General features: G+C 40.6%; 24 protein-coding genes. 14 read left to right on the top strand and 10 right to left on the bottom strand.

Annotated features, from left to right (window positions below; genetic code table 11):
• The coding region (locus tag KBF71_03615) for a hypothetical protein (GenBank protein MBP9877403.1) at positions 1-393 on the top strand (393 nt) is incomplete at its 5' end.
• On the opposite strand, the gene KBF71_03610 is transcribed toward KBF71_03615, so the two are convergent.
• The 4 genes from KBF71_03610 to rfbG form a co-directional block, all read right to left on the bottom strand.
• Entirely contained in the window at positions 383-2071 is a 1689-nt protein-coding gene (locus tag KBF71_03610; GenBank protein ID MBP9877402.1) for a glycosyltransferase family 39 protein, read from the bottom strand. The two genes, KBF71_03615 and KBF71_03610, sit on opposite strands and share 11 nt — an antisense overlap.
• Positions 2072-2163: 92 nt before the next feature.
• Entirely contained in the window at positions 2164-2940 is a 777-nt protein-coding gene (rfbF, locus tag KBF71_03605) for a glucose-1-phosphate cytidylyltransferase (GenBank protein MBP9877401.1), read from the bottom strand.
• Between the two features lie 11 nt (positions 2941-2951).
• Positions 2952-3938: a glycosyltransferase family 2 protein gene (locus KBF71_03600; GenBank protein MBP9877400.1), complete on the bottom strand. Its 987-nt coding sequence runs from the start codon at positions 3936-3938 to the stop codon at positions 2952-2954.
• Positions 3939-4729: 791 nt separating this feature from the next.
• Positions 4730-5809, bottom strand: coding sequence for a CDP-glucose 4,6-dehydratase (gene rfbG, locus KBF71_03595; GenBank protein ID MBP9877399.1), 1080 nt, complete (start codon positions 5807-5809; stop codon positions 4730-4732).
• Between the two features lie 183 nt (positions 5810-5992).
• Here rfbG and KBF71_03590 point away from each other — a divergent pair, with 183 nt between their 5' ends.
• Entirely contained in the window at positions 5993-6718 is a 726-nt protein-coding gene (locus KBF71_03590) for a class I SAM-dependent methyltransferase (protein MBP9877398.1), read from the top strand.
• Complete coding sequence (gene coaD / locus KBF71_03585) at positions 6714-7226, top strand: pantetheine-phosphate adenylyltransferase (protein MBP9877397.1); 513 nt, start codon at positions 6714-6716, stop codon at positions 7224-7226. Before KBF71_03590 ends, coaD begins: the two co-directional genes overlap by 5 nt.
• Positions 7227-7441: 215 nt before the next feature.
• Here the strand turns inward: coaD and dksA are convergent, their stop codons facing one another.
• The 3 genes from dksA to KBF71_03570 form a co-directional block, all read right to left on the bottom strand.
• A complete protein-coding gene (gene dksA / locus KBF71_03580) occupies positions 7442-7870 on the bottom strand; it encodes an RNA polymerase-binding protein DksA (GenBank protein MBP9877396.1) in 429 nt (142 codons plus the stop codon).
• 511 nt (positions 7871-8381) lie between these two features.
• A complete protein-coding gene (locus KBF71_03575) occupies positions 8382-9086 on the bottom strand; it encodes a dienelactone hydrolase family protein (protein MBP9877395.1) in 705 nt (234 codons plus the stop codon).
• A gap of 23 nt (positions 9087-9109) precedes the next feature.
• The gene (locus KBF71_03570) at positions 9110-9895 is read right to left on the bottom strand and encodes an enoyl-CoA hydratase (GenBank protein ID MBP9877394.1); all 786 of its coding nucleotides are present in this window, start codon (positions 9893-9895) and stop codon (positions 9110-9112) included.
• Positions 9896-10032: 137 nt separating this feature from the next.
• On the opposite strand from KBF71_03570, the gene KBF71_03565 reads away from it, so the two are divergent.
• Both KBF71_03565 and lipB read left to right on the top strand, forming a co-directional pair.
• Entirely contained in the window at positions 10033-10956 is a 924-nt protein-coding gene (locus KBF71_03565) for a DMT family transporter (protein ID MBP9877393.1), read from the top strand.
• Positions 10922-11572, top strand: a complete 651-nt coding sequence (lipB, locus tag KBF71_03560) for a lipoyl(octanoyl) transferase LipB (GenBank protein MBP9877392.1) — start codon at positions 10922-10924, stop codon at positions 11570-11572. Before KBF71_03565 ends, lipB begins: the two co-directional genes overlap by 35 nt.
• Before the next feature lie 436 nt (positions 11573-12008).
• Here the strand turns inward: lipB and KBF71_03555 are convergent, their stop codons facing one another.
• Entirely contained in the window at positions 12009-13748 is a 1740-nt protein-coding gene (locus KBF71_03555) for a cation:proton antiporter (protein ID MBP9877391.1), read from the bottom strand.
• A 153-nt stretch (positions 13749-13901) separates the two neighbouring features.
• Here KBF71_03555 and uvrC point away from each other — a divergent pair, with 153 nt between their 5' ends.
• Positions 13902-15773, top strand: coding sequence for an excinuclease ABC subunit UvrC (uvrC, locus tag KBF71_03550; GenBank protein MBP9877390.1), 1872 nt, complete (start codon positions 13902-13904; stop codon positions 15771-15773).
• A gap of 62 nt (positions 15774-15835) precedes the next feature.
• Positions 15836-16435, top strand: a complete 600-nt coding sequence (gene pgsA, locus KBF71_03545; protein ID MBP9877389.1) for a CDP-diacylglycerol--glycerol-3-phosphate 3-phosphatidyltransferase — start codon at positions 15836-15838, stop codon at positions 16433-16435.
• On the opposite strand, the gene KBF71_03540 is transcribed toward pgsA, so the two are convergent.
• Together KBF71_03540 and alaS are read right to left on the bottom strand one after the other, a co-directional pair.
• Positions 16406-17305 (bottom strand): aminotransferase class IV, encoded by a 900-nt coding sequence (locus tag KBF71_03540; protein MBP9877388.1) that lies wholly within the window; start codon positions 17303-17305, stop codon positions 16406-16408. The two genes, pgsA and KBF71_03540, sit on opposite strands and share 30 nt — an antisense overlap.
• A gap of 356 nt (positions 17306-17661) precedes the next feature.
• Positions 17662-20337, bottom strand: coding sequence for an alanine--tRNA ligase (gene alaS / locus KBF71_03535; protein ID MBP9877387.1), 2676 nt, complete (start codon positions 20335-20337; stop codon positions 17662-17664).
• Between the two features lie 158 nt (positions 20338-20495).
• On the opposite strand from alaS, the gene KBF71_03530 reads away from it, so the two are divergent.
• The 7 genes from KBF71_03530 to KBF71_03500 all read left to right on the top strand — a co-directional run bounded on the left by KBF71_03530 (position 20496) and on the right by KBF71_03500 (position 24485).
• The gene (locus tag KBF71_03530) at positions 20496-21161 is read left to right on the top strand and encodes a COQ9 family protein (protein MBP9877386.1); all 666 of its coding nucleotides are present in this window, start codon (positions 20496-20498) and stop codon (positions 21159-21161) included.
• A gap of 97 nt (positions 21162-21258) precedes the next feature.
• Complete coding sequence (locus tag KBF71_03525; protein MBP9877385.1) at positions 21259-21501, top strand: type II toxin-antitoxin system RelB/DinJ family antitoxin; 243 nt, start codon at positions 21259-21261, stop codon at positions 21499-21501.
• Positions 21492-21761, top strand: a complete 270-nt coding sequence (locus KBF71_03520; protein MBP9877384.1) for a type II toxin-antitoxin system YafQ family toxin — start codon at positions 21492-21494, stop codon at positions 21759-21761. Before KBF71_03525 ends, KBF71_03520 begins: the two co-directional genes overlap by 10 nt.
• Before the next feature lie 222 nt (positions 21762-21983).
• The gene (gene fabD, locus KBF71_03515) at positions 21984-22925 is read left to right on the top strand and encodes an ACP S-malonyltransferase (GenBank protein ID MBP9877383.1); all 942 of its coding nucleotides are present in this window, start codon (positions 21984-21986) and stop codon (positions 22923-22925) included.
• A 32-nt stretch (positions 22926-22957) separates the two neighbouring features.
• Positions 22958-23695, top strand: coding sequence for a 3-oxoacyl-[acyl-carrier-protein] reductase (gene fabG / locus KBF71_03510; protein MBP9877382.1), 738 nt, complete (start codon positions 22958-22960; stop codon positions 23693-23695).
• 182 nt (positions 23696-23877) lie between these two features.
• Positions 23878-24114, top strand: coding sequence for an acyl carrier protein (locus KBF71_03505; GenBank protein ID MBP9877381.1), 237 nt, complete (start codon positions 23878-23880; stop codon positions 24112-24114).
• Between the two features lie 140 nt (positions 24115-24254).
• Entirely contained in the window at positions 24255-24485 is a 231-nt protein-coding gene (locus KBF71_03500) for an acyl carrier protein (protein MBP9877380.1), read from the top strand.
• Positions 24486-24531: the final 46 nt, after the last annotated feature.

The following is a 24531-nucleotide window of genomic DNA, read 5'->3' as shown; positions in this document are numbered from 1 at the left end:
CATATGCCTTGTGCCATGACAGCGCATATTGTGTATGAGCAAGTTGACCCTAATCAACCCGTCACTCATTCTCAAAAAGCAATTACTGAGATTATTCGTGGTGAACTTTCTTTTAAAGGCATTCTTTTTTCAGATGCGATTGATATGGGCGCATTAGAAGGACCATTTCATGAGCGTGCAGCGCGTATTCTAGATGCAGGATGTGACTTGCCACTTTATTGCAATGGACCACATGAAGAAACAGTCAAAATGCTGGATACTTTACCTGAAGCCACCTCAGATTTTACAAAAAAATGGAATGCTGTGCAAGCGCAACTCGCACAGAAAAAAGATGAAAGAGACGACCTGACTCCTTCTTATATCAAAGAATTTCAACTTCTCATTAATCCGTGATCGTAAGAAGTTCAAAAGGCACTTCAGTTGGTCCAAAAGGGACTGTGAATTTTTCAAGCTTTTTCAATTTTTTTCCCATAGCTGTCACTCGGATTTGTAAATCTTTCAATGGTTGATCTGAGGTTGTCACCAAAACAATCATTGCTTTTTTCTTATAGGCCTTTTGGAGGTCCTCAATGGGAATATCCATGATAGGCTTTAAAGGCCAAGGAGGTGATAAATCACCAAGCCCTGTAGACCGAAGAGACATCGCATAATCACTCAATTTAACATTTTTGCCACTAACTTCAATCATATCACCATATTGGAACCAAACTTTAATATCTATATAGATCGCTCGTGATTTTGCAGGCTTATTATCAACCCGAAAAGAAATCATTTTATCAACAAGCATTTGATTTGCATGAATTAAAGACACCTTTGCCCATTTCGCAATAGGCACAGTTGTCTCTCTATAATCATTCGCCTTATATTCAGCATTCGCAAACCCCATCAACAACGGCAGAGCAACAAGCATAATACGAAACCTTCTACTAGATAAGAGAACAATAAAGCTTAAGGACCATAAAATGATCACTAAGGCCACTGGACTCTTGATCGCCTCATGTAAGAACCGACTTAAGATTGTATCAAATAGAAGTGGAATAGAAAAACACACGACAATAAACAAAGAGAAAAAAACACTCAGCACCCTATTCTCGCTTATGTAAATATTTTCAAACATCCCAGCAATCGCGACAATCATTGGTATAATTAACACATAAGCAAAATACTCGGGCTGCAATGCCGTATGACCAATTGTTTGCCAAATCAAAAATATACCGAATGATACAAGATACGATCCTATCAAAATATTTTGCCTTGTCCAAAATGGCGCATGAGAATCAGATCTGTGATAGACCCAACCAAGACCCAAAATGAGGCCGCTAAAAATGCCTGTTATCAAATAAAGTAAAACATAAAGAAAATCGGCTTTTAAAAACCATAATGAGGACCATGGCTGCCACCAACTTGTTTGATGAGACGTATCGATAACAAAAGTCCCAACTAACTTTAATATAGACAGAAAAAAGAAAGGCGTTCTGCCAACAGAAAGTTGAATCAAAGAAAGCAATAGCGTGACTGCAAGCGCACCATAGAAACAATATTTCAAAACAACCCAAACATTCTTTTTGCTAAAAGCGGCAGGCTGCAACCGATACCAAATAAATAATAAGCCCGGTATTAAATTGATCATGGTAATATTTGTATGAATCGTAAGAGCTATAACGGCTCCAAAAATAACATAAGATTTCTGAGTGCGCTCCTCTATTGCACACAAAAAATAATAAAACGACATCGCATATAAAGATCCGGCCAGTGTATTATGATAATCTGCTCCACCTGAAGCATGGAAAATTGTCAAACAGCCTAATAGAGCTGATCCAAAAAATGCACTCATTGGCTTCAGCAGTCGACTCAGCGCTTTATATGTAAACAGAATTGCAAGAAACAAGCAGGAAATATGAACAAAGTAAGCACTATATAGAGCACCAAAAGTTTGATAAGCCATCGATTGATATAAAATCCAAGGCAATCTTGTAATCTTATATCCCCAATTATGAAACGTCGGGTCACTATAATTTATACCATAACCCACATATATAAAAGGATCGATATATCCCAGTTTCGTAAACATCCATTCAGTGGAGGAATAACAAAGGATAAATGGAATCAAAAACAGCAAGACATAGTGTAAATATTTTTCAGAGTGTATATTCTTATTCATCCTTATAACCAATTCGCCCAAGGTGCCTTCCCTGAAATCCACAAGGACTCCAGCTCACGCTTATCTCGCAAAGTATCACAAGGTTGCCAGAAACCCTTATGTTGAAAAGCTGACAATTGACCATCCCTTGCTATATTTGATAATGGCTCTCGTTCCCAAGATATGCTATCGCCTTCAATATACTCAACAACAGCTGGCTCAAGGATAAAGAAACCACCATTAATCCAACCAATTTCATCACTTGGCTTTTCATCAAAACTCGAAACAGACTGCGTTGAATCTTGAATGTTTAGAACACCAAAACGACCTGGTGGCTGAACGGCAGCAACCGTTGCTAATTTCCCATGCTGCTTATGAAAAGACAGTTCTTTTGAAAGATTAATATCAGAAAGACCATCACCATATGTTAAACAAAAAGTCTGATTGTCAAGATAAGGTGCAACGCGTTTGAGCCTGCCACCTGTCATGGTCTCTGGCCCTGTATCAACAAGGGTGATCCGCCAATCTTCAGCATGATTTTTTAAAATCTGATGCTCACCTGTTTTCAAATCAATTGTCATATCTGACATATGTTTAAAGTAGTTAAAGAAAAATTCTTTGATGATATAGCCTTTATAACCAAGACAAATAACAAAATCATTCATGCCATGATGAGCATACGTTTTCATAATATGCCAAAGAAGCGGCCTTCCGCCAATTTCAATCATCGGCTTTGGCTTTAAATCTGACTCTTCTGCAATACGAGTGCCAAGTCCACCGGCAAGAATAACAACTTTCATTTATATGTCCTTTATAACTTAAGTTCTGAAGGTGAAAAATTAATACTTTGTTCAACGATAGCAAGACGTTCTGATCTGAGAAGAAGATAAATTCTTAAAAGATATTCGCCAATGATTCCCAAGAAAAATGAATTAAGGCCAATACCGAATAAGATTAAAATCTGGGTACTTGTAAAGCCTCGCGGCAAGTCAGACTCAAGCAGATAGAGAATGTAATAATACAAAGCACCCAATGTTGTCATAACAAGAATCAAAGCACCCAAGAAGGATGATACCCTCAATGGAATTGTTGAATGATTAAAAACAGCGGTGAGACCCAAACGAATCAAACGTATCAGATTAAATTTACTACTCCCTGCAACACGACAATTTCTTTCATATGGAATACCACATTGATCGAAACCAACACCTGCAATCATACCTCGAATATAAGGACTTGGCGTTTTCATCTCAGAGATTGCAGTAATGATTTTGCGATCGATCAACCGAAAATCACCAACATCTCTAGGAATTGGATATTCGCTAATTTTATCAATAAGCCAATAGCCCAACTTTCTAAACTGATTAATCATCCATCCTTCTTGGCGCTTTTTACGAATTCCATAAACAACATGAAACCCTCGTTGCCACTGCTCAAAAAACATTTCTAACATCTCAGGAGGATCTTGAAGATCTGCATCTATCTGCATAACTGCATCCCCTTTTGTATGCAGATAATTTGCAAGGATTGAACGCTGAAAACCAAAATTCTTAGAAAAACGAATCGCCTTGACTCTTGAATCTTTTGCTGCAAGATTTCTCAGTAACGACCAAGTATCATCATCTGAATGATTATCTGAGAAAACAAATTCTAAATCACAACGATCTTTCATTGTCTCAGAAACTGCAACAAGCCTTGCATAAAGCTGCTCAATATTATCCGCCTCATTTAAGACAGGAATCGAAATTGAAATAAGGGGTCTTTTATTATGCCCCTTAGAAACAGTTTTATGACCTATGCTTTCTTGTAAATAATTTAAAATCCCTGGCACTGCACTTCTAAACCGACTATTTTCTAGAATAGAAGGTCTTTCAAATCTTTGATTGAAATTATCAGTAACTGGATCAGGAATACTTCCAAGCTTAAGGAGGTTCTGTTTTCCAAAGGCTGTAAAGACAATTTGTGCAATATCCTTTAAAGCAACTGGATCACCATGATTGAGATTAAATACTCCTTTCACAGAACTGTTAACGATTTTCTTAATAGCTTTCACTTCATCCTCAATATGATGATATTCACGAAGTTGATTCCCAGAAGTCATTTTAAAAGGATTGCCCTTCAGAATTGCATCCTGCATCTGACCCAAAAACATAAAAGAACTTGGAGCTCCATTTCCATACAAAGTATGAATTCTGATATGAAGCGCAAAAGGCTGATCTTTGACAAAAGCGCTTAAAGCACACTTACTTTGAATGTAAGAATTGTCACTTTCACCGAATTCTTCCATAATTGTACCAAAAGTAACAACCTTAATGCCTAAAGCAGCTGTTCCCTTAATAATATTTTTCGGCAACAAGTAATTAACGCGCAAAAGATCATCTGCTGGAAGAGTCGGGTCTAAGAGACCCGCTGTCACAAAAATAACCGCATCATCTGTATCTTCTTGTTCAAAATACTCAAAAATTTCCTTCTCAGAACCTTCTTTCCACCAATCCTGATAAACGACTCGATCAATCAAAACCGGTTGCTTATCTGAGTACTCCATCATCAGAGCTTGTCCGAGCCTACCACGCCCTCCAATTAAAAAAATCATAGAACTAATCCCTCACGAAACGCATTAATCTGATTTACGGTGATTTTCAAAGCCTTATTAGGTGTTTTATAATAATCTCTGTACCAACTTGCTGTTTTTTCAATGACCTGCTCAGTATTCCAAGTTGCTTGCCAGTTCAATTTATTACGAGCAAGAGAACTATCCAAAGCCAAAGCACAAGCTTCAGGCAGTGGCGCGTCCATATAATTCAAATCAGGTCTTTTCCAATGCTGTGCCATTCGTTCAAGAACATCACGCACAGAATATTGTTTTAACTCTTCTGGCCCTAAATTCCAAGCTCTCGAGACTAAAGCAGGATCTTCTATCAATCCCGCAAGAATCATGAAATAGCCATGGACAAGAGACAAAACATGTTGCCACGGTCTTGTTGCATCAGGATACCGCAAGGTCATTGGATGATTTTGTGTCACAGACCTTACAAAATCAGGAATGAGCCTATCCTCTGACCAATCACCACCACCAATGATGTTTCCTCCACGTGCAATCGCAATTGCTGGACCTTGATCTTCCTGCCATGGATAAGAAGACATATAGCTTTGGATAACCATTTCAGCTGAAGCTTTTGAAGCACTATATGGATCTTTTCCACCGAGAGGGTCATTCTCGCGATAAGACCAGGGCCATTCATTATTTTTATAGACTTTATCTGTTGTAATACACAAAACACCCTTAACACTTTTTACCTGCCTTGCAGCCTCAAGGACATGAGCCGTGCCTTGTGCATTAACTAAGAAAGTTCTCAATGGCTCTTTGTATGAACGACGCACAAGAGGTTGTGCTGCAAGATGCAATATAAGATCAGGTTGAAAGGAAGCAATTGCATCTTTCAAAGTTTCAAAATCACAAATATCTCCAAAAGTCGTGGGTATTGCTTCAGCAAGCTTCAACTCATCAAACAGAGATGGCGATGTTTCTGGAGGCAGCGAAAAACCAGATATTTGAGAACCAATGGACTGAAGCCATAAAGATGCCCAAGACCCCGTGAATCCTGTATGTCCAGTAATAAATACTCTTTTGGCTGCAAGGGTTTTTTCAAATGTTGTATAGAAGGTCATTTTATACTTTTTATGTAATTCTAATGAAGACGAGTCAAATTCTAACGCGTTCATGATGAAAGTGTCAACAAGTTCATAAAGGCCCATTACGTATATTTCAGTATTTTTATCACTCAAAGTGACGTATAATGGGTCAATAAAAATACTAAGTGAGGACTGATGAATATCTTGGAATACCACATAATGGCTAAGATCCAGAAGGATCATTGGTGGTACGCTGCAAGGCGCAATATTATCTCAAAGGTTATTTTAAGTCTTAACTTCACAAGACCGATAGAAATATTGGAAGTTGGATCTGGCGTTGGCGCCAATCTAGAAGTGCTGGTTAAATATGGTACTGTTTATGCAACAGATTCACACGACATTGCTGTTGAGTATACACAACAATTAGGCCTTGCCAAAGATGTTCAAAAAGGGAGTCTCCCTGAGGATCTAACCTTTAAAGGCAAAAAATTTGATCTGATCGTGATGTTTGATGTGTTAGAACACATTCAAGATGATTTCCAAACACTCCAAGTGCTCAGAAAACAGCTCAAATCTGGTGGAAAAATTTTAATCACCGTCCCAGCATTTCAATTTCTATGGTCTTCTCACGATATCTTTGTGCACCATAAGCGCCGTTATAATCAATCTGATTTAAAACAACTTTTTGAAAAAGCTGAATATCATGTAAATTACATCTCCTATTTTAACTTTTTCCTCTTCCCGGTTATATGGTCTATACGACAATTAAAAGTGATGGTAAGTGGGATTGATCAGCAGAATCCTCAATCCGATTCCAGTCCTGTGAACCCAATTATAAATTCTGCATTAAAAATGATTTTTGGCTTAGAGAGATTTTTTGTCCCAAAGATAAAATTCCCTTTTGGCGTTTCTCTAATGGCTATATGTGAACCAAAAGGAGATTAAATTGAAAAAGGGATTATGTGGAATCTATCCAGGGACGTTCGACCCAATCACGCACGGACATATGGACATCATTCGCAGATCGCTCAAGATCGTTGATCATTTAATCATCGGCGTTGCCTCGAACGACCGCAAAGGTCCGATCTTTTCATCAGAAGAACGTGTTTCACTCGTGAAAGAAGAAATTCGAATCGCAACTGATGTTGATGATTCTCGCATCAAAGTGAAAGATTTTGGCATTCTACTTATGCATTTTGCAGAACAAAACAACGCCGATATCTTGATTCGCGGCCTCAGAGCCTTTACAGATTTTGATTACGAATTCCAGATGGCAGGCATGAATGCCCGGCTCAACACGTCAATTGAAACAGTGTTCCTGATGGCATCAGAACAATATCAATTCATCTCATCTCGTTTTGTGAAAGAAGTCTGCCTGCTCAAAGGCGATATTTCTAAATTCGTCTCACCGCACGTTGAAAAAGAACTCATCCGTAAGATGAGAACGCTTTAACAAGTGCTGTAATTGTTATCAACTTTGATATTGAATTCAAAGAATCGTCATTCAGAGCCACCTCATTAAGAGGTGGCGTGGAATCTCTGCAAAGTATCAATATAAACTGGACTTATTTGTTATATCCTAGAGATTCCACGCCACACCTCTAGGGTGTGGCTCTGAATAACGAATAGAGAAATATCCTGCCGGAAGTCTGGGGTAACCGAAAAAACTCACTCGTCGCGATAGACTTTTTCTTTCCGCTCATGCATCTCTTGCGCTTCAAGACTCATGGTCGCAATCGGACGCGCCTTTAAGCGCTCAACGCCAATCGGATCACCGGTGACTTCACAATATCCATATGATCCATCTTCAATGCGCTTTAAAGCCTGGTCAATCTTATTAAGCAGCTTTCTTTCGCGATCTCTTGTTCTGAGAAGATGGAAACGATCTGTTTCTGCAGAAGCTCTATCAACAGAATCTGGCTCTTGCATGCCGCCATCATCCTGCATTGAAATCAATGTTTCACTCGATTCACGCACAAGCTCACGACGCCAATCCAAAAGCTTTTGCTTAAAATAAGCAAGCATTTTGTCATTCATAAACTCTTCTTTTGACGTTGGTTCGTAATCAGTTGATACTTTTACTTGTTTTGCAGTCATGACTAGCCTCATTTATAATAACCCTATCTATTATATCTATATCAATCTCAGAATATTTCAATAGCAAAAAAGTAAAAATAGTAAAAAAATAATATTGACTATTGCGTAGATTCACCATCTCATGGCTTAGACAGAGGCTTCACCTGCAAAAATGTCCAAGAACATTTTTCCCCTTGACATTGTGATTTTTTTAGCATAAATTTAATATGATATTGGGATTTCCCAATATCATCTCTTTTGCAAGGCCATCAGGCTTTGAATTGAGACCTCCCTGTTAAACTTGCCGGAGCTATGCTCCGGTTTTTTTTGATCATTCACACGAGACTGCTGCAAAACTCATAATGCAAGAGAAACAATAACCAGCTCCGTCATTCAGAGTCGCCGTTAGGCGACGTGGAATCTCATTAAATCAGAAACTTAGTACAATTTCTGTTGAGAAATTCTAGAGACTCCACGGGTCCTTTGGGCCCTCTGAGTGACAGTAGACAATTTTCAGAGCAGTCTCTCACACCTATCTTAAGTGAGTCTGCAAGAATGTCTGCGTTATTTGATTTGCTCTCTCGGCTTCTTGCTGATTATAGTGACTACCACCTTTCCGAGCAAAGGCATGATCCATTCCCTTATATTGAAGACACGTCACCAATCGACTACCCGCAAAGCACTTGAGAATCTGAGTCTGAACAACTGCGGGCACAAACTGATCAAGTTCAGCCAAATGACAAAGCAAAGGGTTCTTGATTTGGCTTGCCTCATTTAAATTCTGATCAAGGGCAACACCATAGTAACTCACACTACAATCAACATCACTTCTGGTTGACATCAAAAAGGCAAGGCGTCCTCCCAAACAAAATCCAACTGAACCCACTTTTCCTGAACAAGAGTCATGATTTTTCAGATAGTTTAGACCGATTTTTAAATCCTCAATGCCTTGATCCACAGAAAAATGCTGATAATAGTGGCTGGCCTCTTTCCAATCTTCTGCAATACGATCATCAAGAACAATGCCTGGCTGAAAGCGCCAGAACAAATCAGGACAGAGTGTTAAATATCCAAGCGATGTATAATGTTCCACAAGTTCATGCATCACATGATTGATCCCAAAAATTTCCTGTATGATCAAAAGACCTGGAGCATTTTCTTGATCAGGCACACCGAGCAGCCCTTTGAAATCAGGAAAATCTTTTGAAAGCTGAACCATTGAAATTGATTTTGTCATTTTAAATCCTTTGCGAATAGATATTATTGATCTTTAAATTGAGGTTTTCTCTTTTCTGCAAAAGCTGCCATGCCTTCTTTTTGATCTTTTGTTGCAAAGGTTGCATGGAAGTTACGCGCCTCAAAATTCAGCCCTTCCTCAAGCGTTGTCTCATAAGCACGATTCACTGATTCTTTGATCATCATGACAGGCAACATTGAGAATGATGCAATCTTTTCAGCAACTAAAATAGCCTCACTCCGCAAATCCGCAAGTGGCACAACACGGCTCACAAGACCTGAGCGCTCTGCCTCAGTTGCATCGATCATTCGGCCCGTTAGACACATTTCCATCGCCTTTGATTTACCAACAAAGCGCGTGAGTCTTTGTGTGCCACCTGCACCGGGAATGGTGCCAATGGTAATTTCCGGCTGACCAAATTTTGCATTATCTGCTGCAATGATAAAATCGCACATCATCGCAAGTTCACATCCACCACCCAAAGCATAGCCTGAAACAGCAGCGATGACTGGCTTACGGCAATCAGCAACATTCGCCCATGAGCCTCTGATGAAATTATTCAGATAAGCATCTACATAATTTTTCCCGGCCATTTCTTTAATATCAGCACCTGCGGCAAAGGCTTTTTCACTGCCCATTAGAACCATTACACGAATCGCAGGATCGGCTTCAAACACCTTAAGCACCTCTGAGAGCTCTTCCATCAACTCATCACAAAGGGCATTGAGAGCCTGAGGACGGTTTAATTGAATCAAACCAACATGTTGGTTAATTGTTTCGATGATCAATGTATTATATGATTTGGTCATTTTTTCTTCTTTCTTTTTAATAAATGCCATGGTATCCGCCATTTTTGATTGTTTTCTCTTGCAAAATTTAAGCTTTATCCTTTATAATACTTTTTTAAGACAAGGAAAAGAGCTGATACCTCACTATAGGCAAAATAATGTCAAACCCAACACAAAATCTGCAAACTGGTCGCATTCACTCTCCTGTTAAAGGCATGTTTTGGATTTGTCTTTCTATGGCTTGCTTTTCAATTATCAACATCTTTGTGAAGAACTTATCACAAGACCTAACGCCTTCACAGATCGCTTTTTTCCAAAACTTCTTCGCTCTCTTCTTTTTGCTCCCATTCATTATCTCAATAATCGCGGCTCAAAAGAAAGCCTCTTTCTTAAAAACGAAAAGACCTCTTCTGCACATCTGCCGAATTCTGGCCTCTGCTATTGGCGTTTTAATCTGGTACACCGGAATTGCAGCACTTCCTAAAGTTGCACAAGCAGTTGCACTTGTTCAAACAGGCCCTTTCTTTTCAATTCTAGGCGCTAAATTTTTCCTCAAAGAATCGATTGGCAAAGAACGACTTTTAATGACCATCATTGGCTTTATTGGCGCGATGGTGATCATTCAACCTCATTCCATCGAATTTGGGATTTACAGTTTTCTGCCTTTGATTGCAGCGGCTTGTTTTTCAGCCTCATCACTCATGGCAAGATCCCTTTCATCCACAGAATCTCCTGAAAAAATGGTCCTTTATTTGCTGCTTTTCATGACACCTGCAACTTTGATCCCAGCTCTGTCTGATTGGCATCCCATTGCATCAGATGCCATCTTTAAATTATGTGCCTTAGGTGGTTTTGCAGCTCTGGCTCACTATGCACTCACCAAAGCTTATCAAATGGCTGACGCTGGATTCCTAAGCCCCTTTGGCTTCTCTAAATTCCCGATCACAGCGATTATCGCTTTTTTTGCCTTTGGCCAAACCCCTGATACAACAACACTCTACGGCGCATCAATCATCATTCTTGCAGCTTTCTACATCACCAAATTTGATGTCAGAAAAGAAAGCAAAACCAAAAATGCTTAAATGGGAAATATCACCTGACCATATCTCATACCCTGATGCTCTGGGCAAAATGGAGCAAGAAGTTTTCGCTGTTCAAAACGGACAGAGCGATGGGCTCGTCTGGCTATTAGAGCACCCTCCCCTTTACACAGCAGGTACGAGTTCTAAATCAGAAGATCTTTTAGACCACAATGGATATCCTGTCTATGAAACAGGTCGAGGCGGTCAATTCACCTATCACGGACCAGGGCAACGCGTTGCCTATCTGATGCTTGATCTCAATAAGTACAATCGGGATCTCAAAGCCTATATCTGCAATTTAGAGCGCTGGATCATTTTAACTCTTAAAGATTTTGGCATTGAAGGCCTTCAACGCAAAGATCGCGTGGGCATCTGGGTAATTGACAAAACGGGACAAGAAAAAAAGATTGCGGCTATTGGCGTACGCGTTAAAAAATGGGTGACGATGCACGGCATTGCCATTAATGTGAACCCTGACCTCAGTCATTTTTCAGGCATTGTTCCCTGCGGATTAAAACAGTTTGGTGTCACTTCGTTTCATGATCTCAACATAAACATCAGCATGAATGATTTAGACAAAGCTCTTCAAAAGAATTTTGGGCTTTTTTTTAATTAGTCCTACGCATGAAAAAAATGAAGGACAATTTATACTCGTCATTGCAACGCCATTCTCGAGAATAATGAGATTGCCACGCCCTAAAGGGCTCGCAATTGTAAAGGTCATATAATTCGTTGACGAAAAGCTAAAAAACCGTCACTCAGAGGGCTCCTGCAGGAGCCCGTGGAGTCTCTGCAGTCTCTCAATAAAAATTGTGCTCAATTGTTAATTAGATGAGATTCCATCCTCCTACGCTAAAGCTTCGGTGGGACAGGCGCCACCTCTTAAGGAGGTGGCTCTGAATGACGGTTATCTGCTAAAAATCATAGTTAGTGACCATAACGGTATTTACAGATTGCACTTACAACCTTTTCATCAACGAATTACGTGACCTTTACAGCAATGACGATCTTCAACACCTATATCGATTGACCCCATTCTTTTAACTGAATCCTTATTTTTCAATCTCAACTCTCTGTTTTAAACTATAAAGCTGCGTGTATTTTGTATCACGAATCTGCTCAATCATTTGGTTTACAGCATCAATTGGGGTCCCAAGTGCATGAATCACCTGCCCTGCCAACTGCAAGCTTGATTCTACCGTTTCCGGAACCACAAGTGTTGCGCCCAATTCAATCAACTCTTGTGTATGCTTTAAATCGCGACCACGCACAAAGATTGGCAAATTAGGATAATGCTCCTGCAAACATTGAACAGTTCTTCTGGCTGCAGCAGGATTATCAATCGTGATCACCATAGCTGCTGCTTTTTCAACATGAATTTTTTCTAAAACCTCGATACGACTTGCATCGCCATAAAAAACAGGAATTGCGTGTTTACGTAGTTCCGTCAGCCTTTTCACATCAAGGTCAAGCCCTACGTAGTTAATCTTACGAGCCTCCAGCAAGGCTGCAACTGTTCGTCCAACACGCCCGAAACCTGCAAGGATCACATGGCCTTCCAGATCAGAGACATCATCTGGATCAGCACGCAATGTTACAGGACTCTCTGTCACTTCAACCTTTTTCATATAAGGCATAAGACGCTTACCAATAAAGGAGAAGAATGGCGTGACAACCATTGAAAGCGTAGCAACAACAAGCATGAATTGAGCAAGTTCAGTATCCAGAATCCCAAGTGCATTGGCGATCCCAATCACAACAAAAGCAAACTCACCACCCTGCCCCATTAAACTTGCAACTCTAAAGGCAACATCTTTTGACTGACCAAAAATCAAACAGAGAATAAAGATAATGAAAGACTTCAGCATAATAAGAGAGAACACAGCCAAAGCAATCCATTTATATTGATCCATCACAAGGTGGAAATTAATCCCCATACCGACAGACACAAAAAATAGACCTAATAATAAGCCCTTAAAGGGCTTGATATCAGTTTCAATTTGATGTCTGAATTCGGTCTCTGCCAGGAGTAAACCTGCCAAAAAAGCGCCCATGGCCATTGAAAGACCCGCTCGGCCCGTCACCAAAGCTGTTCCTAAAATAGCAAGCAGATTCATAGCCATGAATAATTCTGGAGATCTTGTTCCGGCAACGGCTTTAAACAAAGGCCTCATGAAGAGTCGCGCCATGATCAGAATACCTGCAAGTGCACCTAAAGCTTTGAGTCCTGCCATCGCAAGATCCATATAGAGAAACTCAGATGATTGAGCCCCAAAAACATTCACCAAGAAGAGTATCGGGACAACAACAAGATCCTGCAAGAGCAGAATCGCAAAAGCACTTCGTCCAGTCTTGGTTGAAAATTCACCACCCTCAACCAAAAGCTGCATGACCATAGCCGTTGAAGACAAGGAAAAACAAGCCCCTAGAACGACAGCAGCTTCCAATGAATAACCAAGCTTATAAACGATAAAACCAATTGCTGAAGCCGAAAAAACAACCTGTGCAGAACCCAGTCCAAAGACGAGCCGCCTCATCTGCCACAATCGATCTAACGAGAGTTCAAGGCCAATTGTAAATAAAAGAAAAACAACACCAAGCTCAGCCAAATGCTGAACCTCCGTAACGTCACTTGTGATTTGCAAACCATAGGGCCCTACAAAAGCGCCAACAAGAAGATATCCCAGAACTGAACTAACCCGAAAACGATGAAAAATCGTCACAACCATTACAGCTGAGACGAGCAAGATTACGATTTCACGTAAATATGGCAGTTCACCAGCCTGCGGCAATTCAATTTCCTCCTGCTCAAAATAATGAGTCTTTTTTTATTTATAAAATCCTCATTTATATTTATACTGATTTTAGTTCGAATTCAAGCTCTTATCTTGGTTAACACAGAATATTTTACAAACGGCTATAGAGGCACCTTACCTATGACTACGATTTCAGGCTCAAAACATAGCCTTTCACCTATTGATCGCGGGGCAGAGGTCATTCAAGGATACCTTTCCTCTCTTGAGGAACGCCCGGGTGTTTATCGCATGATTGATATTAACCAAAATATTCTCTATGTTGGCAAAGCAAAAAATGTCAAAAAACGCGTTTTTTCCTATACGCAGCCTCAGAAATTACCAAATAGGCTTCAAAGAATGATTGCCCATACAAGCAGTATGGAGTTTTTGTATACACACACAGAAACAGAAGCATTACTTCTTGAATGCAATCTTATAAAAACACTCAACCCTAAGTACAATATTCTATTAAAAGATGACAAATCTTTTTCTTACATCAAGATTACACGCGATCATCCCTACCCTCTCATCACGAAACATCGCGGCGCTAAAACACAAAAAGCTGATTATTTTGGGCCTTTTCCATCCTCAAGTGCGGTCTACGAAACAATCACCGCTCTCCAAAAAGCCTTTATGCTTCGCAACTGTCAAAACAGTGTTTTTAAAACCAGAACACGTCCGTGCCTTCAATACTATATTAAACGATGTACAGCGCCCTGTGTGAAAAAAGTGACAGTTGCTGACTATGCAGAGCAAGTCAATCAGGCTACTGATTTTCTATCCGGCAAAAGCTCAGCCGTTAAAGACATGCTCACAGAAAAAATGATGCAAGCAAGCAAAAGCATGGACTATGAAAAAGCAGCTCAATTTCGCGATAAAATCAAGGCACTTGCCGCCATTCAAGCTCATCAAAATATCAATCTTGAAGGCATTGGTGATCTTGATGTGATTGCTCACTACCGAGATGAACATGAAACTTGCGTCCAGATCCTCTTTTTCAGAAATGGCAACCACTTTGGGAACCGCGTCTACTTTCCACTTCATACAGATGGTGAATCTGATGAGGCAATTTTAAGCGCTTTCATTGGCCAATTTTACACCTCACATACGCCGCCAAAGGAAATTTGTGTTTCCGTCACGCTTCCAGATAAAGCCTTATTAGAAGAGGCTTTAAAGCAGACGCTTGGCAAAACACAAGAAAAAAACATTAAAATTATCACACCGCAAAAGGGCGCAAAACTTGATCTTTTGGCAAGTGGTGTTGAAAATGCAAAAGCAGCTCTCTTACGCAAGCAGTCCATGCAGCTCTCTCAAGACAAACTGATGCTTCATTTGCAAAAAACCTTTGGACTTCCATCTTATCCAAAACGCATTGAAGTCTATGATAATAGCCATATTCAAGGCACACACCCCATTGGCGCTATGATTGTCGCAACACATGAGGGCTTTCAAAAAAATGCCTACCGGAAATTCAATATTCAATTTTCTGAAAAAACGAAGGACGATTACGCCATGATGCGTGAGGTTCTAACTCGCCGCTTTTCTGGAAGCCTCAGCAATTCAGAAGATGAAACAAACAATCTACCAGACCTTCTCTTGATTGATGGTGGAAAAGGCCAACTCTCAATTGCAATGAATGTCATGGATACATTAAATCTGTCTCACATCCCGATTATTTCAATTGCAAAAGGACCAGATAGAAATTCTGGCGATGAAACATTTTTTATGCGTGATCGTGAGGGATTTCATCTCACAAAGGGCGATCCTATTCTCTTTTTCCTAGAAAGACTCAGGGATGAAGCGCACCGATTTGTCATCACATCTCACCGCTCTAAACGCGAGAAAAAAATGTTTAGCTCAGCGTTAGATGCGATTCCAGGCATTGGACCTGCCCGTAAGAAGGCACTTTTACACTATTTTGGATCAGCAAAAGGAGTTGAATCCGCCTCTTTGCAAGAGTTACAAAAAGTTGAAGGAATTAGTGCAAATTACGCAAAAAAAATATATGATTACTTTCATTGAAAACATATTATGATAAAAAGAAAATGGAAAACCAAAAATAACGATAAACGGATGAGAAAAACATGTTCAAAACACTTCCTAATATTTTAAGCCTCGCACGCGTTGCAATTATCCCTCTAATTGCTCTCATGATCCTTGTTCCTGGAAAATTTGCAGCCTGGACAGCCCTCATCTTATTTACAATCGCTTGTATTACAGATTATCTGGATGGATATCTCGCACGCAGCATGCAAGAAGTATCAGATTTTGGAAAATTTATTGATCCAATCGCTGATAAACTGCTTGTTGCAACAGTTCTTTTTGTACTCGTCGCTGCCAATAAAATCACCGGCATGTCAGTTTTGCCTGCTTTGATTATCCTCTTACGTGAAATTGTTGTCTCTGGCCTTAGAGAGTTCCTTGCAACCATCCATGTACGTCTTCCTGTGAGCAAAATGGCAAAATGGAAAACATCTGTTCAAATGATTGCTCTTGGTTTCCTGATTATTGGCGATTCTGCACCTTGGACAATTCCTGGTCATAGCATTGGCCTTCTTGGCATTTGGGTTGCAGCGATCATCACAGTGATTACAGCCTGGGATTACCTTTACGAAGGCGTTTTGAAAATTCTCAACAATACACGCTCTACTGGTTCAACAACCATCGATAATGACGACGCTTAAGTAATCATCTCTCAGCTGATTGGCGATTGTCTGCCTCTCAAATCGGACATCTCCAATTCGCTGAATGGGTGTAACTTCATAAGCAGTGCCTGTCAAAAAGGCCTCGTCCATCTGAGGCAGGTCACTCAAGAATAAATCTTGTTCAAAGACACGCAGACCCTTTTTCAGAGCGATCTCGATGATCGTCTGCCGGGTAATTCCATTCAGAAAATAATCTGGGACTGGCGTTACCAAACAATCCCCCTTCACAAAAAAGATATTAGCGCCTGTCCCTTCCATGATCCGTCCACGATCATCCAGTGATAAAGCATCATCAAACCCTTCTTTTTCTGCAACTGTTTTGCTCATCACATTTGGTCCATACAAAAAAGAGCTCTTGGCTTGTAAGGGCGCCATTTGATTCGTGAGCCTCACATAAGGAGAAATCATCAAACGAAGCCCTCCCTTTTTCTGAATATCTGCAAAGTGATCTTGCCAATTCCACAAAACAATCGCGACATGAACATCACTTTTGCTCGCTGAAATCCCCATGGCTTTGCCGCCTGTCCAAATAAGTGGTCTCACATAAAATTGATTGAGTTGAGCCTGCTCTTCAAGTGCTTCGACAACGTCTATCAGCTCTAAGGCAGAATAGGGTGAAGAAATGCCAAGCCTTGCGGCTGACAGAATGAGTCTATCCAGATGATCCTTTAAAGCAAAAGAAGAGCCACCATAGCCACGGATACCTTCAAAGACTGCAAATCCATAATGGAGAGCATGAGTTAAAACAGGAACGTCACTTGCCTCACCAACGCCATAACAACCATCAACCCAAAAATAGGCTTGGTCTTGAGAGAGAGAATCTATCTTGAGAGCAGCATTTTTAGGCATCTGACAGGTTTCCTATGTTGGTGAGAAAGTCCTCAATTCAAAAACAAGTTTTATGATTCAGTCATCAACTTCGATTTATATTCAGAGAATCGTCATTCAGAGCCACCTCTTGAAGAGGTGGCGTGGAATCTCAGCAATACTAGAAAATAGTGCAATATTTATTGATATATTCCAGAGACTCCACGGGCTCTCTTTCGAGAGCCCTCTGAGTGACGGCACTCATTTATCTTACAATTGCGAGGAGCATCTCGTCTCGTCGTAGCATCAGCAAAGACGGAAGCGACGTGGCAATCCTCTCAATAAGATCGCCACGCCTCACGTTGTTCGGCTCGCGATGACGTGGACTAAGATTATCTTCAAGCAGCTGCAAGCTCAGCAATTTTTGTTTCAATGGTTGCAATTGCTTTTGCTGCTTCTGATCCGTTAGGGCCACCGGCTTGAGCCATTTGAGGCCTTCCCCCGCCGCCAACACCACCAATCACAATCGCTCCTGCTTTCACGAGCTCAACAGCATTGAAGCGATCCATCAAATCATCTGTTACACCTACAACTAAAGAAGCCTTGCCTTCTTCAATTGATAAAACAGCTGCAACACCAGATTTCATAGACGATTTCAACTCATCAACCAAAGATTTCAATTCCTTTGCCGGCACATCTTCTAAAATACGTGATGCAAAATTAACACCTTGGATTGACTTCATTCCTTCTGACCCTGATGAACCTGTGCTTGCGCCTTTTAGCATCGAAAGATCGCGACGCAACAGAGACAATTCACGCTCCATTGTTTTCTTCTCAGAAACCAAAGCTTGAACACGCGACACAATTGTTGGAACGGGCGCTTTCAAAACATCAGAAATCTCAATCAATGTCTCTTCTTGAGCTGATGCTTCTACTACCGCATTCAGCCCTGTGTGCGCTTCAAAACGACGAACACCCGCAGAAAGACCTGATTGTGAAATGAATTTGAAATAACCAATATCACCTGTTCTTTTCACGTGCGTTCCACCACAAAGTTCAAGTGAATAATGCGACTTCCCATCTGCGCTTTTACCCATGGTTACAACGCGGACTTCATCACCATACTTTTCACCAAAAAGAGCCATAGCACCTGCTTCAATTGCTTTTTGTGTTGGCATCAAACGCGTTGTTACTTCAGCATTTTGAATAATCATCTCATTGACTTTTGCTTCAATCAAACGCATGGTTTTAAAATCAATCGGCTGATTCATGCTCACATCGAAACGCAATTTTTCCGCATTCACCAATGATCCTTTTTGAGTCACCTGTTCTCCTAAAACTTCATGGAAAGCAGCGTGTAAAAGGTGAGTCGCTGAGTGATTTGCAGCAATCGCATTTCTGTTCTTTTGATTCACTTCCATCGCAACAAAATCACCAACAACCAGAGTCCCTTCAATGACTTTACCGTAATGAACGAACAAATCACCAAGCTTCTTCTGCGTATCAACCACTTCAATCACAAGACCTTTTGCGCCAGAAATAATACCAATATCACCAACTTGGCCACCGGATTCGCCATAAAATGGTGTTTGATTGGTAATAATTTCAATAATGTCATCACTTTTGGATACTTTTTCAATTGGCTCTCCTGATTTGCAAATCGCAAGAACAGCCGCCTCTGCTGAGCAAGTTTTATAACCCAAAAACTCAGTCTTGCCAAATTGATGACGCAAATCAAACCAACGATTTTCAGTTTGACTTTCGCCAGAACCAACCCATGATTTACGAGCCTCTTCACGTTGTTTTTCCATCGCGACATCAAAAGCAGTGGTATCAACCTGTTTGCCATGACCACGCAAAATATCTTGCGTTAAATCAAGTGGAAAACCAAAGGTATCATAAAGTTTGAAAGCTGTTTCACCTGATAGAGTTGAACGGCTACCGAGCTGATCAAGTTCTTCATCCAATAATTTCAAACCACGTGACAGCGTTTTCTTAAAGCGCTGTTCTTCATTGAGTAAAGTTTCCTCAACCAAGGCCTGACCTCTTTTCAGCTCAGGGTAATGTTCACCCATCTCATCAACAAGAGATTGCACCAATTGATGCATCAGTGGCTCTTGGCACCCAAGCAAATGCGCATGACGCATTGCACGACGCATAATACGGCGCAGTACATATCCACGGCCTTCATTAGATGGTAAAACACCATCGACAATCAAGAATGATGTTGCCCGCAAGTGATCCGCAATCACGCGGTGTGAGTTTTTGTGAACACCATATGGATCGGTTTTTGAGAAATGAGCAGAACTCTCAATCAATTTCTGGAAAAGATCAATGTCATAATTGTCATGCTTTCCTTGTAAAATCGCAGCAAGACGCTCAAGACCCATCCCTGTATCAATTGATGGTTTTGGCAAATTGATCCGTTTATCAGGGCTCACTTGCTCGAACTGCATAAAAACAAGGTTCCAAATTTCAATGAATCTATCTCCATCTTGATCAGCACTGCCTGGAGGACCACCAGGAATCTTATCTCCATGATCAAAGAAAATCTCAGAACAAGGACCACAAGGACCTGTATCACCCATTGACCAGAAGTTGTCTGATGTCGGAATACGGATAATGCGATCATCCGTAAAGCCCCCAATTTTTTTCCAAAAATTTGCAGCTTGATCGTCTTCTGAAAAAACAGTCACAAGTAATTTTTCTTTCGGAAGCCCAAATTCCTTTGTAATCACTTCCCAAGCATATTCAATCGCCTGCTCTTTGAAATAGTCACCAAATGAAAAGTTACCGAGCATTTCAAAAAATGTGTGGTGACGCGCTGTGTAACCAACGTTTTCCAAGTCATTATGCTTACCTCCAGCTCTTAAAGAACGCTGGCAAGTTGTTGCTCTTGAATAGCTTCCACCTTCAAGGCCTGTAAATCTATTCTTGAACTGAACCATACCTGAATTGGTAAAGAGCAAAGTTGGATCATTGTGAGGAACAAGTGGGCTTGAGGCGACGACTTCATGACCTTTTCCGGCGTAATAATTCAAAAACGTCTTACGAATGTCTTTAACTGATGTCATGATATCTAATCTCCTCTATAAAATTTAGCGTAAAGAATACGATAACAGAACAAAAATCCTTTTTCCACTCTGTTTTTTCATTCTTTTTAAAAAAAGGTGAAAAAAATATGAATCAAGATTATACTACTTAAAGCAAGCATCTAGCATTGGAGCTAAGAATGACAAAAAAAACAGACAACTACTCAAAAATCAAAGACAATCAAAACAACGAAAATGAAATGCTGCGCACACAAATTCTTGAGAGAATGCTCACCTATGTACCCTTTGATGGATGGAGTGACAAGGCACTCAAGGCAAGTTGCGCTGACCTTAATATCAAACCTGAATATTGTTTGACTCTTTTTCCTCTCGGCATGGAAGATATTCTGCTTCATTTTGGCAAATGGGCTGATGCACAAATGCTTCATAAGTTAGACGCAATCGACAAAACAAAATTAAAAATCCGCGATCGTATCACCATTGCTGTCAGATCTCGCTTTGAAAGTCTTGCTCCTCATAGAGAAGCAGTTAGACGGGGCTCTGCCTTTCTTGCAAACCCCCTTCATCTCTCTGCCGGCATGAAGATGCTCTATAAAACAGTTGATGACATCTGGTATTGGGCAGGAGATCAATCAACAGACTTCAACTTCTACACAAAACGCGGTCTTTTAGCTGGTGTTTATACAAGTACACTTCTCTACTGGCTTGCTGATGAGTCAGAGTCATTTTCTGAAAGCTGGGTTTTCCTTGGCAACCGAATTGACAATGTCCTTAAAATCGGCAAAACAATTCAAAGCATGAAAGATTTTTGCAAAGATACAAATTGCTTTGTCTTCCAGCGTTGAGGAGCAATACAATTGCACTACAAATTCATTACAAATGCATTGACATTATCATTTTTCTGTGGTACTCTACTTATAGTCAGAGAAGGAAAAAATTACGATGGCCACATTGCAAACGAGAATCCCAGATGAATTAAAAGCACAGGCAGATGCCTTGTTTAATGATATGGGCATTACGACAACGGATGCCGTCAGAATGTTTCTGACGCAATCGGTAAATCAGGGAAGATTACCTTTCCTACCAATAGGGAAAACCCCTAACAAAAACACACTTGGGGCGCTTAACGAAGAGGGCGGGACTCAATACCAAAGCATTAAGGAATTGTCAAAGCTTTGGAAATAATAACAAAAAAACAATTTGAGAAAGATATCAAAAAGCTCAAAAAGCAGCAAAAGGATTTTTCAATATTAGAGACAGTTTTAGAACTGCTAATCTCTGATAAAATTTTAGAAAGAAAATATAAAAATCATCCATTAGTAGGCAATTGGAAGCCTTGCTGGGAAATCCATCTTGAGCCAGATTGGCTGCTCATATATTTTCGAGACAGGACAAATGATAGGCTCATCTTATATCGAACTGGCAGTCACTCTGAACTATTCTGATTACATCCCATGAGCAACAAGAACCGCATCATTTTACCCCCCCCTTACAGGACGAACGATAAAACATCATCAGACTGATCAATCCAAGAAAACTTGTGATTTGGGAAATAAATTTTGCTACTTTTGAAAAAATGGAGAAAGTTCAGATTTATTTTGCCTTGACAGAAGGAAGAGAGTGGTGTTCACTCTGATCAAGATAGATTCAACAATCATGAGGATATGATGAAAAAAGCTTTTGTATTCCCAGGTCAAGGTAGTCAATTCATTGGCATGGGCAAAGAACTCTACGATACTTTCTCCGAGGCACGCGACGTCTTTCAAGAAGTTGATGATGCGCTCTCTTTCAAACTCAGCAAAATTATTTTCGAAGGGCCAGAACATGATCTGACCTTAACAGAAAACACCCAGCCCGCCCTTATGACCGTTAGCCTTGCTGTCTATCGCGTTCTTGTGAAACAAGGCGGTCTCAACCTTGCAAACACTGCTTCTTATGTTGCTGGCCATTCATTAGGTGAATACTCAGCCCTTTGCGCAGCAGGCGCTTTTTCTCTTGCCGATACAGCAAGACTCCTCAAGATCAGAGGATCAGCCATGCAAAAAGCCGTCCCTTTCGGACAAGGCGCTATGGCAGCCATTCTAGGACTTGATTTTGAAGCAGCTGTCAAAGTTGCTCAGGAAGCCGCTCAGACCGATATCTGTGAGGCAGCAAACGATAACGCACCGGGTCAAGTTGTCGTCAGCGGGCATAAAAGCTCTGTTGAAAGAGCGATTGCCCTTGCAACAAACCATGGCGCAAAAAGATCAATCCTACTGCCTGTCAGCGCCCCCTTCCATTGTGCACTCATGGAGCCTGCAGCCATCAGAATGCAAGAAGCTCTTGGCGAAGTCACAATCTCTAACATCTCAGTGCCGCTCATTACAAATATTACAGCAAAGCCTATCTCTAAAGCAGCAGAGATCAAGGATGCTCTTGTTAAACAAGTCACAGGAACCGTTAAATGGCGTGAAAGCGTTGAATTTATGGCATCACAAGACGTTCATTCATTCTACGAGCTTGGCGCTGGCAAGGTTTTAGGAGGCCTTATCAAACGGATTGATAAAGACTCAACATCAACAAGCCTTTGCACCCCTGCTGAAATTGAACAAGCACTCATCACTCTTTAACCTATCAATAACAATAAGTAAGGAACAGAAACATGTTTTCACTCAAAGACAAAGTTGTACTCGTCACTGGCGCATCAGGCGGTATCGGTTCAGAAATCTGCCGTGTCTTATCAAAGGCTGGCGCAAAAATTGCTCTCTCAGGCACAAGAATTGAACGCCTTGAAGAAGTTCAAAAATCCCTTGACGGCGAAAGTGCGCTGTTCCCATGCAATCTTTCCGATGGAGCGGCTGTAGATGCCCTCATCGGTCAAGTTGTTGAAAAATTCGGCCAAATCGATGTATTGGTGAATAATGCAGGCCTGACCGCTGATAATCTTGCGATGCGCATTAAAGATGAAGATTGGGCAAAGGTCCTTGAAGTCAATCTCACATCTGCTTTCCGCCTTTGCAGAGCAGCCATTCGCCCTATGATGAAAAATCGCTGGGGTCGCATCATCAACATCACATCCATCGTTGGCCATACTGGCAATCCAGGACAGGTCAACTATGTCGCCTCAAAAGCTGGCCTTACAGGCCTTACAAAATCATTCGCTCTTGAAGTTGGAAGCAGAGGCATTACGGTGAATGCTCTTGCACCAGGCTTTATTGGCTCTGAAATGACTGATAAACTGAATGATACTCAAAAAGAAGCTATCCTCTCAAAAATCCCAGCTGAAAAGATGGGAAGCCCAGCAGATATCGCTTTCGGTGTTCTTTATCTTGCAAGTGATGAGGCTGCTTACGTCACAGGTCAAACCCTCCATATTAATGGTGGAATGGCTATGATTTGATCAAAAAATGAAAATAATACTAGCCACTCAGGGATATTTATGGTAAAAACTCAAGGTATTGTTTTCATTCACTTGACAACAAAGGGGTTTTATATTTCAAATTAAACCAGGAATAGACTCATCTTTGACAATCAAAGAATGGTTTACTATTTATTATACACAAAAGGAAAGAAGGTAAGAAAATGAGCGATATTGAACAAAAAGTGAAAAAGATTATTGTTGAGCATCTAAGCGTTGATGAAAGCAAAGTTGTTCCATCAGCAAACCTCATCGATGATTTGGGCGCAGATAGTCTTGATACTGTTGAACTCGTTATGTCATTTGAAGAAGAGTTTGGCATTGAAATTCCAGACGATGCAGCTGAAAAAATTCGCACTGTTCAAGACGTTGTCGACTACGTCGCAAGCCAAGAGAACTAAAAAACTGACCCATCTTTTTCTTGATGACTATTTTATAAAAGGAATAGAAATTACTGTAAAAGATGGGTAAGCTTTATGGTCTAAGACACTGTCAATTTCTGACAAAGACTAAAAACAAACTTGAAAACAACGAGGAAAATATGAGTGATATTACACAAAGAGTTCAAGACATCATTGTAAAACATTTAAATGTAGACAGAGCAAAAGTTGTGCCTTCTGCAAATTTCATTGATGATCTAGGCGCAGATAGCTTAGATACAGTTGAACTTGTTATGTCATTGGAAGAAGAATTCGGAATTGAAATTCCTGACGATGCGGCTGAAAAAATCCGTACTGTTCAAGATGCAGTTTCTTTCATCCAATCACAGTAACGAATTACGACCCTATGTCTTTCGAGACATAGAACATTGACACAAA

The organism is Alphaproteobacteria bacterium (assembly GCA_018063245.1).
In the GTDB taxonomy this organism is placed as follows: Bacteria; Pseudomonadota; Alphaproteobacteria; order JAGPBS01; family JAGPBS01; genus JAGPBS01.
Note: the sequence above shows the minus strand (reverse complement) of the source record. Positions and strands in the feature narration are given on the sequence as shown.

Bases quoted from the DNA above. Each gene is read 5' to 3' on its own strand.
- KBF71_03525 (MBP9877385.1), top strand. From the start codon at position 21,259: ATGGCCACATTGCAAACGAGAATCCCAGATGAATTAAAAGCACAGGCA.
- KBF71_03575 (MBP9877395.1), bottom strand. From the start codon at position 9,086: ATGACAAAATCAATTTCAATGGTTCAGCTTTCAAAAGATTTTCCTGAT.
- fabG (MBP9877382.1), top strand. From the start codon at position 22,958: ATGTTTTCACTCAAAGACAAAGTTGTACTCGTCACTGGCGCATCAGGC.
- KBF71_03570 (MBP9877394.1), bottom strand. From the start codon at position 9,895: ATGACCAAATCATATAATACATTGATCATCGAAACAATTAACCAACAT.
- KBF71_03500 (MBP9877380.1), top strand. From the start codon at position 24,255: ATGAGTGATATTACACAAAGAGTTCAAGACATCATTGTAAAACATTTA.
- KBF71_03540 (MBP9877388.1), bottom strand. From the start codon at position 17,305: ATGCCTAAAAATGCTGCTCTCAAGATAGATTCTCTCTCTCAAGACCAA.
- fabD (MBP9877383.1), top strand. From the start codon at position 21,984: ATGAAAAAAGCTTTTGTATTCCCAGGTCAAGGTAGTCAATTCATTGGC.
- KBF71_03565 (MBP9877393.1), top strand. From the start codon at position 10,033: ATGTCAAACCCAACACAAAATCTGCAAACTGGTCGCATTCACTCTCCT.
- KBF71_03610 (MBP9877402.1), bottom strand. From the start codon at position 2,071: ATGTTTACGAAACTGGGATATATCGATCCTTTTATATATGTGGGTTAT.
- alaS (MBP9877387.1), bottom strand. From the start codon at position 20,337: ATGACATCAGTTAAAGACATTCGTAAGACGTTTTTGAATTATTACGCC.
- KBF71_03530 (MBP9877386.1), top strand. From the start codon at position 20,496: ATGACAAAAAAAACAGACAACTACTCAAAAATCAAAGACAATCAAAAC.
- KBF71_03590 (MBP9877398.1), top strand. From the start codon at position 5,993: ATGGCTAAGATCCAGAAGGATCATTGGTGGTACGCTGCAAGGCGCAAT.
- KBF71_03505 (MBP9877381.1), top strand. From the start codon at position 23,878: ATGAGCGATATTGAACAAAAAGTGAAAAAGATTATTGTTGAGCATCTA.
- dksA (MBP9877396.1), bottom strand. From the start codon at position 7,870: ATGACTGCAAAACAAGTAAAAGTATCAACTGATTACGAACCAACGTCA.
- pgsA (MBP9877389.1), top strand. From the start codon at position 15,836: ATGTTCAAAACACTTCCTAATATTTTAAGCCTCGCACGCGTTGCAATT.
- rfbG (MBP9877399.1), bottom strand. From the start codon at position 5,809: ATGACCTTCTATACAACATTTGAAAAAACCCTTGCAGCCAAAAGAGTA.
- lipB (MBP9877392.1), top strand. From the start codon at position 10,922: ATGTCAGAAAAGAAAGCAAAACCAAAAATGCTTAAATGGGAAATATCA.
- rfbF (MBP9877401.1), bottom strand. From the start codon at position 2,940: ATGAAAGTTGTTATTCTTGCCGGTGGACTTGGCACTCGTATTGCAGAA.